Consider the following 14,776-nt stretch of genomic DNA (forward strand, 5'->3'; position numbering starts at 1 on the left):
GGTCGATGAGCGCCAGTGCAGGGCCCGGCTGGGGGTCCGGGGGTTACCCCCCGGGAAAGCACAGTCTCAACACCACGCAGGAGGCCGGTCGATGAGCGCCAGTGCAGGGCCCGGCTGGGGGTCCGGGGGTTACCCCCCGGGAAAGCACAGTCTCAACACCACGCAGGAGGCCGGTCGATGAACGCCCGCACCAACAAGCCGCACGAGATCGTCGAGCGCGCTCTCGCACTGTCCCGGGCCGACGGCTGCGTGGTCATCGCCGACGAGCACTCCACGGCCAACCTGCGCTGGGCCGGCAACGCGCTCACCACCAACGGCGTCACCCGCGGCCGTTCGCTCACCGTCGTCGCCACGGTGGACGGCAAGGAGGGCACGGCCTCGGGCGTCGTGTCCCGGTCGGCCGTGACCGCCGACGACCTGGAGCCGCTGGTGCGGGCCGCCGAGGCCGCCGCGCGGGGCGCCGGGCCCGCCGAGGACGCCCAGCCGCTGGTGACCGGCGTGCCGGAGTCGCCGGACTTCACGGACGCGCCCGCCGAGACCTCCTCCGCCGTGTTCGCCGACTTCGCCCCGGCGCTCGGCGAGGCCTTCGCACGCGCGCGTGCCGGTGGCCGCGAGCTGTACGGCTTCGCCAACCACGAGCTCGTGTCGACGTACATGGGCACCTCGACCGGGCTGCGCCTCAGGCACGACCAGCCCACCGGCACGCTGGAGCTGAACGCCAAGTCCCCGGACCGTACGCGTTCCGCCTGGGCCGGACGCTCCACGCGGGACTTCAAGGACGTCGACCCGGGCGCGCTCGACGCCGAGCTCGCCGTGCGGCTCGGCTGGGCCGAGCGGCGCGTGGACCTCCCGGCCGGCCGGTACGAGACGCTGCTGCCGCCGACCGCCGTCGCCGACCTGCTGATCTACCAGCTGTGGTCGGCGTCCGGACGGGACGCGACCGAGGGTCGGACGGTGTTCTCCAAGCCGGGCGGCGGCACGCGTGTCGGCGAGAAGCTGACCGACCTGCCGCTGACGCTGCGCAGCGACCCGAACGAGCCGGGTCTGGAGTCCGCGCCCTTCGTCGTCGCGCACTCCTCCGGCGGCGACCAGTCCGTCTTCGACAACGGGCTGCCGGTCGGCGCCACCGAGTGGGTGTCGGGGGGCGCGCTGAAACACCTGACGACCACCCGGCACACGGCCGGTCTGACCGGGCTGCCGGTCGCCCCGGCGGGCGGCAACCTGATCCTGGACGGCGGCCTGGACCGCTCGCTGGAGGAGATGGTCGCCGCCACCGAGCGCGGGCTGCTGCTGACCTGCCTCTGGTACATCCGCGAGGTCGACCCGGCGACGCTGCTGCTCACGGGCCTGACCCGGGACGGCGTCTACCTGGTGGAGAACGGCCAGGTCACCGGGCAGGTGAACAACTTCCGGTTCAACGAGTCGCCGGTGGACCTGCTGGGGCGGGCGACCGAGGCCGGGCGCACGGGAAAGACGCTGCCGCGGGAGTGGAGCGACTGGTTCACCAGGGCTGCGATGCCCGCGCTGCGGGTGCCCGACTTCAATATGAGCTCTGTCAGCCAGGGCGTATAACCTCGTACCTGATTACGAGACCACTCAAGGAGATGCGAGAACCGTGACGGACATCGTCGACGAGCTGAAGTGGCGGGGGCTGTTCGCCCTGTCCACTGACGAGGACGCTTTGCGCAAGGCGCTCGCGGACGGTCCCGTCACGTTCTATTGCGGTTTCGACCCGACCGCGCCGTCCCTGCACGTCGGGCACCTGGTGCAGGTGCTCACCGTGCGCCGGCTCCAGCAGGCCGGTCACCGGCCGCTGGCGCTGGTGGGCGGGGCGACGGGCCTGATCGGCGACCCGCGCCCGACGGCCGAGCGCACGCTCAACGACCCCGAGACGGTCGCCGGCTGGGTCGGCAGGCTGCGCGCCCAGATCGAGCCGTTCCTGTCCTTCGAGGGCGAGAACGCTGCCGTCATGGTCAACAACCTCGACTGGACCGAGGGCCTGTCCGCGATCGAGTTCCTGCGGGACATCGGCAAGCACTTCCGCGTCAACAAGATGCTGACCAAGGACTCCGTGGCCCGCCGCCTGGAGTCCGACCAGGGCATCAGCTACACGGAGTTCAGCTACCAGATCCTCCAGGGCATGGACTTCCTCCAGCTCTTCCGGCGGTACGGCTGCACGCTCCAGCAGGGCGGCAGCGACCAGTGGGGCAACCTCACCGCGGGGCTGGACCTGATCCACCGCCTGGAGCCGCACGCCAGTGTGCACGCGCTGGCGACGCCGCTGATGACCAAGGCGGACGGCACCAAGTTCGGCAAGACCGAGGGCGGCGCCGTCTGGCTCGACCCCGAGATGACGACGCCGTACGCGTTCTACCAGTTCTGGCTGAACGTGGACGACCGGGACATCTCGGCGTACATGCGGATCCTCTCCTTCAAGTCCCGTACGGAGCTTGAGGAGCTGGAGAAGCAGACCGAGGAGCGTCCGCAGGCGCGGGCCGCGCAGCGGGCGCTGGCCGAGGAGCTGACGACGCTGGTGCACGGGGCCGACCAGACGGCCGCGGTGATCGCCGCGTCCAGGGCGCTGTTCGGCCAGGGCGAGCTCGCGGAGCTGGACGACCGGACGCTGACCGCGGCGCTGTCCGAAGTGCCGCATGTCCGGGTGGCCGAGCTGGGTCCGGTGGTGGACCTGTTCGCCGAGGTCGGGCTGGTGGCCTCCAAGTCGGCCGCTCGGCGCACCGTGAAGGAGGGCGGGGCCTACGTGAACAACGTGAAGGTGACCGCCGAGGACGCCGTGCCGGATCGTGCGGAGCTGCTGCACGGGCGGTGGCTGGTGCTGCGGCGGGGGAAGAAGAACCTGGCGGCTGTGGAGGTCGTCGGTTCTTGAGCGCCGTCGGTTGAGCGCCGTCGGGTTCTTGAGCGCCGTGGGGTGCGGGGTGCGTTGTCGGCCGCCGGTTCGATGTGGCTGGTCGCGCAGTTCCCCGCGCCCCTGACGGGGCGCTGCGGTCCGGGCGCCTCAGATGTGTTGTTTCCGTTTTCCCAGGGTGGCCATGTACGCCATGTCACCCAGGGCCACGATGATGATCGCGGCCACCAGCTGGAAGAGGTGGCGGGTCCAGTCGATGCCGGGTGTCGCCGCCACGCCGACCGCGCGGGCGAGCGCGTTGCCGGCGATGGCGCCCAGCATGCCGAAGATCGTCGTCAGCCAGAGCGGGCTGTGCTGCTTGCCCGGGATGATCGCCTTCGCGATCAGGCCCAGCACGAAACCCACGATGATCGCCCACAACCAGCCCATGACTGCCTCCTCGTACGGCTCGACGTGAGCATTACGCCAAGTCTCGGCCCGTACGCCGTACGGCGCATGTCGGTGCGGCCGTACGTGCTACTGCGCAGGGCGTTCACGCAGGCGGGCGGGCGACCCGGTCTCGAAGGCGGCGCAGGCGCGGCGTACCGTGGGAGGTGTCCTGGCCCGGTGCTGCGAGCGGGTGCGGACCGGGAAAGGGACGGGGAGAGTCCGATGCGGGCGGATGGTGGAATGTGATGCGGAAGCAGCGCGGCGACGGCAGCGTCCAGGTGTTCCGGATCACCGGGGCCCGTGCCGGCCTGGCGGAGGACGTACGCGGGCGGCAGCGGCGGTACGTCATCTCCATGGGCATCCGGACCATGTCGGTGATCCTCGCGGTGACGTTGTGGAACGTCGAGCGGTATGTCGCCGTGGTGGCGCTGGTGCTCGGGGCACTGCTCCCCTACGTCGCCGTGGTGATCGCCAACGCCGGACGGGAACGGCCGCCGTCGCTCCCGTCGACCTTCGGGGTCGCACCGACCAGGTTGATGATCACACCGCCGCGTGCGGGGACACCGCGGGCGGAATCCGCCCCGGAGGACGCGGTGCCGGACCCGGTGCGCGGGGAGCGGCCGGAGCCGGTCTGAGCGTCCGGGACCCGGGTCCGGACGGGCGGCGCCCGCGCGCGAAGCTCAAGAAAAGCTCAGATCGATCGCGCTGTTCCAGTGCCGGGCCAAGGGTGACCCATGACATACTGCGTACGCGCTCCGCATCCCCCGTCGGAGCGACGGACCGACGCCGGGCAGCTCCCCCCGTGGCTGCTCGGCGTCGCCATGTCAGGCGGGCGAGCCACCTCTGCACATCCACCGCCCGCGACCGCGCGGCACCACCGACCGTCTCGGCTAAGGTCGGTGACGTGATGCCGACCGTCCCTGACTCCGAGCCCGGCTCCCCCGTCTGTTCCGCGAAGGGCTGTCGCGCCGACGCGGTGTGGGTGCTGGCGTGGAACAACCCGAAGATCCATACGCCGGAGCGGCGCAAGACCTGGCTCGCCTGTGACGAGCACCGGGAGCATCTCTCGCAGTTCCTGGGAGTGCGGGGATTCCTCAAGGACGTCGTGCTGCTGCGGGAGTGGGAGTCGGCCGGGTCGCCTGAACAGGCCGGATAGCGGGCAGAACCGACATGGCCCGGCAGGGCCGGCATGACCGACGTGGCCGGGCTAGCCTCCGATCGCGGACATCGGTCGGTCGGGCTGCACGAACGTGGGATCGTCCAGTCCCGCTCCCGCCTTCTTCCCCCACATCGCCAGCCGCCAGATGCGGGCGATCTCCTCGTCCGCCGCGCCCGCGCGGAGGGCACCGCGCAGATCCGTCTCCTCCCGGGCGAACAGGCAGGTCCGTATCTGGCCGTCGGCCGTGAGGCGGGTGCGGTCGCAGGCCGCGCAGAACGGGCGGGTGACCGAGGCGATGACGCCGACCCGGTGCGGACCGCCGTCGACCAGCCAGCGCTCGGCCGGGGCCGATCCGCGGTCGTCCGTGTCCTCGGGGGCGAGGTCGAAGCGGGTGCGGAGCGAGGCGAGGATGTCCCCGGCCGTCACCATGCTGTCGCGCTTCCAGCCGTGCTGGGCGTCGAGGGGCATCTGCTCGATGAAGCGCAGCTCGTAGTCGTGGGCCATCGCCCAGGCGAGCAGGTCGGGTGCCTCGTCCTCGTTCAGACCGGGCATCAGGACGGTGTTGACCTTGACCGGGGTGAGGCCGGCGTCGCGCGCGGCCCGGAGGCCGTCGAGGACGTCCTGGTGGCGGTCGCGGCGGGTGAGGGTCTTGAAGACGTCGGGGCGGAGGGTGTCCAGGGAGACGTTGACCCGGTCCAGGCCGACCGCCTTGAGGGCCGTCGCGGTGCGGCGCAGGCCGATGCCGTTGGTCGTCAGGGACATCCGGGGGCGTGGGGCCAGGGCGGCCACCCGCTCCACGATGCCGACCAGGCCGGGGCGGAGCAGCGGCTCACCGCCGGTGAAGCGGACCTCCTCGACGCCCAGCACGCGGACGGCGATGTCGATGAGCCGGACGATCTCGTCGTCCGTGAGCAGGTCGGGCTTGGCCAGCCACTGCAGCCCTTCCTCGGGCATGCAGTACGTGCAGCGCAGATTGCACCGGTCGGTCAGCGAGACCCGCAGGTCGGTGGCCACCCGGCCGTAGGTGTCGATGAGCACGCGGCCCCCTCCCTCGGTCCGGACCAGATATTCACCGTCACCTGTGAGCCTACGTGACACCACTGACATCGTGAGAGGCCCGATGCCACGAGATACGGCGCGGCCGCGCCGTGGGATCCTCCGATCCCGTCGGCGCGGCCCGTCGTACGGAGTTCAGTGCGCGCCGGTGCCGGTCAGGGACCGCACCTCCAGCTCGGCGTACTTCGCGGCGTCCGGGACCTCCTTCGACAGCAGAGTGCCCACGACGCCGAGGAGGAAGCCGACCGGGATCGAGATGATGCCGGGATTCTCCAGCGGGAACCAGTGGAAGTCGACGCCAGGGAACATCGACGTCTCCTTGCCGGACACCACGGGCGAGAACAGCACCAGGCCGACCGCGGTGACCAGGCCGCCGTAGATCGACCAGAGGGCTCCGGCGGTGGTGAACCGCTTCCAGAAGAGGCTGTAGAGGATGGTCGGCAGGTTGGCGGAGGCGGCGACCGCGAAGGCGAGGGCGACCAGTCCGGCGACGTTCAGGTCGCGGGCGAGGGCGCCGAGGAGGATGGAGACGGCGCCGATGCCGACCGTGGCGTACCGGGCCGCGTTGATCTCCTGCTTCTCGGTGGCCTGGCCTTTCTTGAGCACGTTGGCGTAGATGTCGTGCGCGAAGGACGACGAGGACGCCAGGGTGAGGCCCGCGACCACCGCGAGGATCGTCGCGAAGGCCACCGCCGAGATCGTGGCCAGCAGGACCGCGCCCCAGTTGGAGTCGACGCCGCCCAGGTGGAGGGCGAGCAGGGGGGCCGCGGTGTTGCCGGACTTGTTGGACGCGATGATCTCGTCCGGTTTGATCAGCGCGGCCGCCCCGAAGCCGAGGGCGAGGGTCATCAGGTAGAAGGCGCCGATCAGACCGATCGCCCAGAGGACCGACTTCCGGGCCGCCCTGGCGGTGGGCACGGTGTAGAAGCGGATCAGGATGTGCGGCAGTCCGGCGGTGCCGAGGACCAGGGCGATGCCGAGGGAGAGGAAGTCCAGCTTGCTGGTGCCGGTGGCCCCGTACTTCAGGCCGGGCTCCAGGAAGGCGGAGCCCTTGCCGCTGTTGTCGGCGGCCTTGCCCAGCAGGTCGGAGACGTTGAAGTGGAACTTGGCCAGCACCATGAGGGTGAGCAGCAGGGCGCCCGCGATGAGCAGCACGGCCTTGACCATCTGGACCCAGGTGGTGCCCTTCATGCCGCCGATGGTGACGTAGACGATCATCAGGACGCCGACCAGGGCGACGATGCCGATCTTGCCGCCGTCGCTGGTGATGCCGAGGAGGAGGGAGACGAGGACGCCCGCTCCCGCCATCTGGGCCAGCAGGTAGAAGATCGAGACCACGATGGTGGAGACGCCGGCGGCGGTGCGGACCGGGCGCTGGCGCATGCGGTAGGCCAGCACGTCGCCCATGGTGTAGCGGCCGGAGTTGCGCAGCGGTTCGGCGACCAGGAGCAGGGCGACGAGCCAGGCGACCAGGAAGCCGATGGAGTACAGGAAGCCGTCGTAGCCGAACAGGGCGATGGCGCCGGCGATGCCGAGGAAGGACGCGGCGGACATGTAGTCGCCGGAGACGGCGAGGCCGTTCTGGAATCCGGTGAACTGGCGGCCGCCCGCGTAGAAGTCGGCGGCGTCCTTGGTCTGGCGGCCCGCCCAGACGGTGATGACGAGGGTGGCGGCGACGAACACCGCGAACAGGGTGATGATCAGGGTCCGGTGCTCACTGGCCTCGCCGGCCGCCAGCGTGATCGCGGGGGTCATGCGCCGCCCTCCATCCGGGACTTGATGGCCTCGGCCTTGGGGTCGAGCTTGGCGGCCGCGTGCCGGGCGTACCACCAGGCGATGAGGAACGTGGTGAGGAACTGGGCGAGGCCGAGGACCAGGGCCACGTTGACGTTGCCGACGACCTTGGTGCCCATGAAGTCGTCCGCGTAGTTGGAGAGCAGGACGTACAGCAGGTACCAGGCGATGAAGGCGAAGGTCAGCGGGAAGGCGAAGGAGCGGTGGGAGCGCCGCAGTTCGGCGAACTCCGGACTCTGCTGCACCTCGGCGAACTCCTCGCCGGAGGGGTGCCGGGTCTGCGTGTTCGAGGGCGGTGGTGTCTCGGTGGCCACGGGGTCTCCTCGCGATACGGACATGCGGATTCTGACCTCACAGAGCTGTGGATCGCTCGCCGACGGTGACAGTGCGGCTCCGGCGAGTGATGCCGACGGGGGCCTCGATCCTGCTGCGGCTCCCTCCTCCAGGTCACGGCGCCACGCGTGGGCAGGTTCAACGCGCCCGGGTTCTTTCGGAAGTCGGCGGCGCAACTCGCCTCCGGTCATTGCTGGCCGGTGAGTACGGGAGATAGCTTCGGCCCAGCACCTCCCGTCATGTACCTGCCCAAGCGCTGCCCGCGTCTTGGGCGGTCCCGTTTTCGGCCGCCGGCCGCCGAAGAGGAAGCAGCCAACCGAAGAGCAGGACCTCCCGCACGGCCCGCCCGTTCCGCGAACGAACTGGAGACCTCAGATGACCGCGCCCCAGCCGCGCCACCGCCGCGTTCTCGCCCTCCCGCTCGGCATGGCCCTGGCCACGGCCCTCGCCTTCCTGCCCAACGTCTCGGCGTCCGCCGCCGGCACCGGCGCGTCCGCGACCGCGGCCGACGCCGGCGATCCGACGTCCCTCAGCTATGTCGTCAACGTCCGGCCCGGGCACGGCACCTCCGCACGGGTCCAGCGGGCGATCGAGCGGGCCGGCGGTTCGGTGGTGATCGCGTACGACAAGATCGGTGTGATCGTCGTCCACTCCGCGACCCCGGACTTCGCCGCGCTGATACGCAAGGTGCCCGGCGTGGACTCGGCCGGGAACACCCGCAACGCCCCGCTGCCCGCCCAGTCGACCACCGACGTCGGCACGCCGGAGGTGCTCAGCTCCGCGCAGGTGGCGCGGGCCGACGCGCGGGCGACCGACGGGCAGGACCCGCTGGAGCCGCTGCAGTGGGACCTGCCGGCCATCAAGGCGGACAAGGCGCACGAGAAGACGCTGGGCAGCCCGAAGGTCACCGTCGCCGTCATCGACACGGGCGTCGACGACACCCACCCGGACATCGCCCCGAACTTCGACGCGGCCGCCTCCACCAACTGCGTCTCGGGCAAGCCGGACACCACCTACGGGGCCTGGCGGCCCACCGCGGCGGAGAGCCCGCACGGCACGCACGTCGCGGGCGAGATCGCGGGCGCCAGGAACGGGATCGGCATCACCGGTGTGGCGCCGGGCGTGAAGGTGGCCGGCATCAAGGTCGCCACCACCGCCGGGTACTTCTACACGGAGGCCGTGGTCTGCGGCTTCGTGTGGGCGGCCGAGCACCACATCGACGTCACCAACAACAGCTATTACACCGACCCCTGGTACTTCAACTGCACCGACGACCCGAACCAGAAGGCGCTCGTCGACGCCATCACCCGGGCCTCGCGGTTCGCCGAGCGCAAGGGCACGGTCAACGTCGCGGCGGCCGGCAACGAGAGCTACGACCTGGCCTCCGACTCGATCACCGATCCGGTCTCCCCGAACGACGGCACACCCACCGACCGGGTGATCGACCCGCACACCTGCTTCGACATACCGACCCAGCTGCCGGGTGTGGTCACGGTCGCGGCGACCGGCGCGAAGGGCCTGAAGTCGTCGTTCTCCAACTACGGCCTCGGGGTCATCGACATCGCCGCGCCCGGCGGCGACTCGACGGCCTACCAGGCGCCCCAGCCCCCTGCCACCAGCGGCCTGATCCTGGGCCCGCTGCCGGGCGGCAAGTGGGGCTACATGGCGGGCACGTCGATGGCGACCCCGCACGTGGTGGGCGTCGCCGCACTGATCAAGTCAACCCATCCGCACGCCTCCGCCGCCCTGGTGAAGGCCCTGCTGTACGCCGAGGCGACCGCCACGCCGTGCACCGACCCCTACGACATCAACGGCGACGGCAAGATCGACGCGGTGTGCGAGGGCTCCAGGAACCACAACGGCTTCTACGGCTGGGGCACGGCCGACGCCCTGGCGGCGGTGACGAGGTAGCCCCGCCCCTCCCGCCCTTCCCCGCCCCTCCCTGCATATATTGATCCAGTCAATAATGCATAGTGCAGTCATGACTGGAATCACGTACACGTGGTCCGCGCTGGGCGGCGATCCCTCGCTGTCCGCGCGGGTCACGACGGTGCCCCGCGCGGACACGCTTCCGGCCCGCCTCCCGGTGCGCCGCCTCGCCCGCGCCTGTGTCGGCGCGTGCGCGCTGGCCGCCGCCGAGCTGGCGGCGCGGCGAACCGGGGCGGCGGCCGTCCCCGCGGTGCGGGTGGACGACGGGGCCGTGGCGGCGGCGTTCACCAGTGAGCGCCAGGTGCTGGTCGACGGGCGGCCGCCGGTACTCTTCGCGCCGCTGTCCCGGTTCTGGCGCGCGGCCGACGGGTGGGTGCGCACCCACGCCAACTACCCGCACCACCGGGCCCGGTTGCAGGCCGGGCTGGGGCTGCCCGAGGACGCCTCGCCCGAGGACGTGTCGGCCCGGATCGCCGAACGCCCCGCCATGGAGGTGGAGAACGCCGTCCACGACGCCGGCGGGCTCGCCGTGGCGATGCGCTCGCCCGCGCAGTGGGCCGCGCACGAGCAGGCGATCGCGGTGGCCGCACGCCCCCTGGTCGAGCGCGGCCGTCTGGACTCGGCACGCACACGCGTGCTCCCACCGCTGGACACGGGCGCCGGCGCCCTGCTGCCCGCCGCCGGCCTGCGCGTCCTGGACCTGACCCGGGTCCTGGCCGGCCCGGTCGCCACCCGCACCCTCGGTCTGCTGGGCGCGGACGTCCTGCGCCTGGACGCGCCGTGGCTGCCCGAACTCCCCGACCAGCATGCCGACACGGGCTTCGGGAAGCGCTCGGCGACGCTCGACCTGACGACCGACCGGGCGGCCTTCGAGGACCTGCTGGCCTCGGCGGACGTCGTGGTCACCGGCTACCGGCCGGGCGCCCTGGACCGGTTCGGGCTCTCCCCCGAGGCGCTGGCCGAGCGGCGGCCCGGGGTGGTCGTGGCCCAGGTGTCGGCGTGGGGTGCGTACGGGCCCTGGGGCGGGCGGCGCGGCTTCGACAGCCTGGTGCAGGTCGCCACGGGCATCGCGGAGATGGAGGGCGCGGCGGACCGGCCGGGCGCGCTGCCGGCGCAGGCGCTGGACCACGGCACCGGCTACCTGCTGGCGGCCGGCGTGCTGCGGGCGCTGACCGAGCAGTCGTACGACGGCGGCGGCAGGTTCGTGCGGCTGGCTCTGGCGCGGACGGCGCGGTGGCTCATGGCGGAGGCCGAGGAGCCGCCGGATGCGGACTCTGCGCCGACGGACGGCGAGCCCTGCGCGGGGCCGGACGCCTGGCTCGCCGAGACGGACAGCGCGCTCGGGCGGCTCAGGTACGCGCGCCCGCCGGTGTCCTTCGCGGGCGGCCCGGCGAACTGGGCACGGCCGCCGGTGCCGTGGGGGTCGGCTCCGGCCCGGTGGGCCTAGGGACGGTCCGGACCGAAGGCGGGCGGCCTTCGGGCGTCACGCGTGGTCACGCACGGCCGCAACGCAGCGCGCGGTCGCCCGTGGCCACGCGGTCGCCAGTTGCCGCGCGAAGCCCTGTACTTGCCCGCTGTGACGGTCCTCGTCGCCGCCGTCGCCGTCCTCGGGGCGGTGGTCGCGGTGTCGGGGCTGCTGACGGCAGATCGACAGGGTCAACCGCAGCCGTCGGTCGTTGATTCAGCCGTTCGTGACGAGCACCTTCAGCGCGGTGCGCTCGTCCATCGCCTTGTAGCCGTCCGGCACGCCCTCGATGCCGACGGTCAGGTCGAAGACCGGCGAGGGGTCGATCGTGCCGTCGAGGACGTCGGGCAGCAGTTCGGGGATGTAGGCGCGGACCGGCGCGACCCCGCCGCGCAGGGCGATGTTCCGGTCGAACATGACGCCGAGGTCCAGGCCGGTGCCGCTGCCGTGCGGGACGCCGACGAAGCCGATCGCGCCGCCGTCCCGGGCGATCTCGACTGCCGTCCGCATGGACTGCTCGGTGCCCACGGCCTCGACGACGGCGTGCGCGCCCTGGCCCCGGGTGAGTTCGCGTACGGCGGCCACGGCCGCCTCCCCGCGCTCGGCGACGACGTCGGTGGCGCCGAAGCGGCGGGCGATGTCGGTACGGACCTGGTGCCGGCCCAGCGCGATGATCCGCTCGGCGCCCAGCCGCTTGGCGGCCAGCACGGCGCACAGGCCGACCGCGCCGTCCCCGACGACCGCGACCGTGGCGCCCGGCCGGGCGCCCGCGCCGAGGGCCGCGTGGTGGCCGGTGCCGAGCACGTCCGAGAGGGTGAGCAGGGCGGACAGCAGGTGGTCGTCGGAGGCGGCCTCCTTGGGCAGCCGCACGAGTGTGCCGTCGGCGAAGGGGACCCGCACCGCCTCGCCCTGGCCGCCGTCGTAGCCCACCGAACCCCAGAAGCCACCGTGCTCGCAGGAGGTCGTCAGGCCCTCGCGGCAGTAGTCGCAGACACCGTCGGACCACATGAAGGGAGCGACCACCAGGTCGCCGCGCCGTACGGTGCCCACCTCTGAGCCGGTCTCCTCGACCACGCCGAGGAACTCGTGCCCGATGCGCTGCCCCGGCTGCCGGGCCGACTCTCCCCGGTACGCCCACAGGTCGCTGCCGCAGATGCAGGCGCGCAGCACCCGTACGACGGCGTCGGTGGGCAGCTGCACCATCGGCTCGGGCACGTCCTCCACGCGCATGTCGAACGGGGCGTGGATGGTGGTGGCGCGCATGGCGAGGGTCCTTCTCGTGCGGTGGCGTGAGGGCGCTCAGGGGGTGGCCGAGCGCACTTCACGGTACGCCGTGGCCGGCGCGGGCCGCGCGTCCAGGGTGCCGCGGACCAGCAGGTACTGCGCCGCCGCATAGGTGAGCATGATCCAGAAGTCGGGTCGTGGCAGCTGCGGCCAGTCGGCGACGCCGGTCGCGATCAGCGTGTCGGAGAGCATGAAGAGCGCGCCGCCGAGCCCGGCGAGCGGGCCGAGCCGGGCGGCGGCGGTGTACGCCATGGCGGTGAGCAGCGTGCTGTAGCCGGCCACGGGGACGCGCAGGCCGCCCGGCAGGTCCGGCCAGAGCAGGACGACCAGGGCGACGAGGGCGGCCGCGTAGGCGAAGGCGAGGAGGCGGGCGCGCGCGTGCGGCGGGCCCTGGCGGCGGAAGAGGACGAGATAACAGACGTGTCCGGCGGCGAAGGAGGCCATGCCGGCCATGAAGGCGGGGCCGGCGTCGGAGAGGAGCAGGACGTCGCCGCCCCAGCCGCACAGCAGGGCGGCGACCAGGAGCCGTGGGGCACCCGCGCGGGCGGCGGACGCCGCGAGCAGGGGCATCAGGAGCACCTTGGCGGCGGCATGCCCGCTGCGCAGCCCCACGGCCAGACAGGCGAGGTCGACGACCAGGGCCAGGGCGAAGGCGGCGAGCAGTGCCCGGGACGCTCTCACGCGGCCACGGACTCCTCGGCCTGCTCCACCGCGGGCGCGGGCGCCCACCCCGGTCCCCGGAACACCCGGCCGGCCCGTTCCCGCCAGCTGCGCGCGGCCCTGATGTCCCTGGCGATGGCGACGTACTCGTGGGTGGCCACCTTGACGGGGTTGAACGTGTTGATGTTCTTGGTCAACCCGTACACGGGACGCTCGACCTCGGGCACCCAGGACCCGAACAGCCGGTCCCAGACGATCAGGATCCCGCCGAAGTTGCGGTCCAGGTAGCCGCCCTGGGAGGCGTGGTGGACGCGGTGGTGCGACGGCGTGTTGAACACGAACTCGAACCACCGGGGCATCTTGTCGATGCGTTCGGTGTGGATCCAGAACTGGTAGACGAGGTTGGCGGAGGAGCAGAAGGCCAGCGCGGCGGGGTGCACCCCCACGGCCACCAACGGGACGTAGAACGGCCAGACGGTCAGCGACGTCCAGGGCTGGCGCAACGCGGTGGAGAGGTTGAACTTCCTGCTGGAGTGGTGGACGACGTGGCAGGCCCACAGGATGCGGATGACGTGGTGGCCGCGGTGGGACCAGTAGTAGAAGAAGTCCTGCGCGAGCAGCATCAGCGGGACCGTCCACCACAGGACGGGGACGCGCAGCGGGGTCAGTTCGTAGACCGCCGTGTAGATCGCGACGATGGGGATCTTCCACACGAAGTCGAAGACGAGCGACCCGAGCCCCATGCCGATGCTCGTGGCCGCGTCCTTGGCCTGGTACCCGGCGGCGTCGTCGTCGGGATGGATGCGGTAGCTGATCACCTCGATCACGGTGAGCAGCACGAAGGCGGGTATCGACCACAGCACGACATCGGGCAGGTTCGGCATGGGGGCACCGTAGAACCGCTGGTCGGCCGCGGCTAGACGTTGTTACCCACAAGTATGGGCGGCGGTATGCGCTTGCTTCTTGGCGATCTCCGCCAACGCCGCGGATCGCGACGCCGCAGCCCGCCGACACCGCAGCCCGCCGACACCGCAGCCCGCCGACACCGGGGATCGCCGACACCGGGGATCGCCGGCGGCGGGCGGCCGCTAGACCCCCGCCGCCCCCAGCAGGCTCCCCGCCGCGTAGGTGACCCCCATGGCCAGTGCCCCGCCCGCCACGTTCCGCAGCACCGCGGGCCCCACCGCGGCCGCCCCGAGCCGGGCGCTGCTCCACCCGGTCAGGACCAGGGCGGCCAGGACGGAGCCCACGGTCACCGGCAGCCGCCAGTCCGCCGGCGGCAGGACGATCGCCAGCAGGGGCAGGAGCGCGCCGACCGTGAACGCCAGGAAGCTGGCGAGCGCCGCGTGCCACGGGCTGGTCAGCTCGTCCGGGTCGATGCCGAGTTCCACGCGCGCGTGGGCGCGCAACGCGTCCCGTTCCGTCAGCTGGACCGCCGCCTCGCGGGCCACGTCCCGCGACAGGCCGCGCCGTTCCAGCAGCTCGGTCAGTTCCTCCAGCTCGGCGTCGGGCTGTTCCTTCAGCTCGCGTTTCTCCTGCGCCAGCGCGGCCAGTTCCGAGTCGCGCTGGGTGGAGACCGACACGTACTCGCCCGCCGCCATCGACATCGACCCGGCGAGCAGCCCCGCGAGGCCCGCGGTCAGCAGGGCGTTGCGGTCACCGGTGGCGCCCGCCACGCCGACGACGATGCCCGCCGTCGACACGATGCCGTCGTTCGCGCCCAGGACGGCCGCCCGCAGCCAGTTCAGCCGGGAGCCGAGCGCTCCCCCGTGGGCCTCGTTCTCGTGCGTTGGTTCGGTCACAG

General features: G+C 72.1%; 14 protein-coding genes. 6 read left to right on the forward strand and 8 right to left on the reverse strand.

Annotation, left to right across the window (positions count from 1 at the left end; translation table 11 throughout):
- Positions 1-177: 177 nt before the first annotated feature.
- Both AB0M11_RS12620 and tyrS read left to right on the forward strand, forming a co-directional pair.
- A complete protein-coding gene (locus AB0M11_RS12620) occupies positions 178-1,572 on the forward strand; it encodes a metallopeptidase TldD-related protein (protein ID WP_365704355.1) in 1,395 nt (464 codons plus the stop codon).
- A gap of 43 nt (positions 1,573-1,615) precedes the next feature.
- Positions 1,616-2,884, forward strand: a complete 1,269-nt coding sequence (tyrS, locus tag AB0M11_RS12625) for a tyrosine--tRNA ligase (protein WP_365704357.1) — start codon at positions 1,616-1,618, stop codon at positions 2,882-2,884.
- A 129-nt stretch (positions 2,885-3,013) separates the two neighbouring features.
- Here the strand turns inward: tyrS and AB0M11_RS12630 are convergent, their stop codons facing one another.
- A complete protein-coding gene (locus AB0M11_RS12630) occupies positions 3,014-3,292 on the reverse strand; it encodes a GlsB/YeaQ/YmgE family stress response membrane protein (protein ID WP_365704359.1) in 279 nt (92 codons plus the stop codon).
- 245 nt (positions 3,293-3,537) lie between these two features.
- On the opposite strand from AB0M11_RS12630, the gene AB0M11_RS12635 reads away from it, so the two are divergent.
- Positions 3,538-3,927: a DUF3099 domain-containing protein gene (locus AB0M11_RS12635; RefSeq protein ID WP_365704361.1), complete on the forward strand. Its 390-nt coding sequence runs from the start codon at positions 3,538-3,540 to the stop codon at positions 3,925-3,927.
- Between the two features lie 272 nt (positions 3,928-4,199).
- On the forward strand, positions 4,200-4,448 hold the full coding sequence (locus AB0M11_RS12640; protein WP_365704363.1) for a hypothetical protein: 249 nt from the start codon (positions 4,200-4,202) through the stop codon (positions 4,446-4,448).
- Positions 4,449-4,499: 51 nt separating this feature from the next.
- Here the strand turns inward: AB0M11_RS12640 and moaA are convergent, their stop codons facing one another.
- From moaA to AB0M11_RS12655, 3 genes are all read right to left on the reverse strand, one after another.
- A complete protein-coding gene (gene moaA, locus AB0M11_RS12645) occupies positions 4,500-5,489 on the reverse strand; it encodes a GTP 3',8-cyclase MoaA (protein ID WP_365704365.1) in 990 nt (329 codons plus the stop codon).
- 153 nt (positions 5,490-5,642) lie between these two features.
- Positions 5,643-7,262, reverse strand: coding sequence for a cation acetate symporter (locus AB0M11_RS12650; protein WP_365704367.1), 1,620 nt, complete (start codon positions 7,260-7,262; stop codon positions 5,643-5,645).
- Positions 7,259-7,615, reverse strand: coding sequence for a DUF485 domain-containing protein (locus tag AB0M11_RS12655; protein ID WP_365704369.1), 357 nt, complete (start codon positions 7,613-7,615; stop codon positions 7,259-7,261). The genes AB0M11_RS12650 and AB0M11_RS12655 overlap by 4 nt, the downstream gene beginning before the upstream one ends.
- A gap of 394 nt (positions 7,616-8,009) precedes the next feature.
- On the opposite strand from AB0M11_RS12655, the gene AB0M11_RS12660 reads away from it, so the two are divergent.
- Both AB0M11_RS12660 and AB0M11_RS12665 read left to right on the forward strand, forming a co-directional pair.
- Positions 8,010-9,545, forward strand: a complete 1,536-nt coding sequence (locus AB0M11_RS12660) for a S8 family serine peptidase (RefSeq protein ID WP_365704371.1) — start codon at positions 8,010-8,012, stop codon at positions 9,543-9,545.
- Between the two features lie 70 nt (positions 9,546-9,615).
- The gene (locus AB0M11_RS12665; RefSeq protein ID WP_365704373.1) at positions 9,616-11,010 is read left to right on the forward strand and encodes a CoA transferase; all 1,395 of its coding nucleotides are present in this window, start codon (positions 9,616-9,618) and stop codon (positions 11,008-11,010) included.
- A 234-nt stretch (positions 11,011-11,244) separates the two neighbouring features.
- Here the strand turns inward: AB0M11_RS12665 and AB0M11_RS12670 are convergent, their stop codons facing one another.
- The 4 genes from AB0M11_RS12670 to AB0M11_RS12685 all read right to left on the reverse strand — a co-directional run bounded on the left by AB0M11_RS12670 (position 11,245) and on the right by AB0M11_RS12685 (position 14,774).
- A complete protein-coding gene (locus AB0M11_RS12670) occupies positions 11,245-12,291 on the reverse strand; it encodes a zinc-dependent alcohol dehydrogenase family protein (RefSeq protein WP_365704375.1) in 1,047 nt (348 codons plus the stop codon).
- Between the two features lie 36 nt (positions 12,292-12,327).
- Entirely contained in the window at positions 12,328-12,993 is a 666-nt protein-coding gene (locus AB0M11_RS12675; protein WP_365704377.1) for a lysoplasmalogenase, read from the reverse strand.
- Positions 12,990-13,856, reverse strand: coding sequence for a sterol desaturase family protein (locus AB0M11_RS12680; protein WP_365704379.1), 867 nt, complete (start codon positions 13,854-13,856; stop codon positions 12,990-12,992). The genes AB0M11_RS12675 and AB0M11_RS12680 overlap by 4 nt, the downstream gene beginning before the upstream one ends.
- Before the next feature lie 204 nt (positions 13,857-14,060).
- On the reverse strand, positions 14,061-14,774 hold the full coding sequence (locus AB0M11_RS12685; RefSeq protein ID WP_365704381.1) for a VIT family protein: 714 nt from the start codon (positions 14,772-14,774) through the stop codon (positions 14,061-14,063).
- Between the last annotated feature and the right edge of the window lie 2 nt (positions 14,775-14,776).

The sequence above is a fragment of the Streptomyces sp. NPDC051987 genome (genome assembly GCF_040680735.1).
GTDB lineage: Bacteria > Actinomycetota > Actinomycetes > Streptomycetales > Streptomycetaceae > Streptomyces.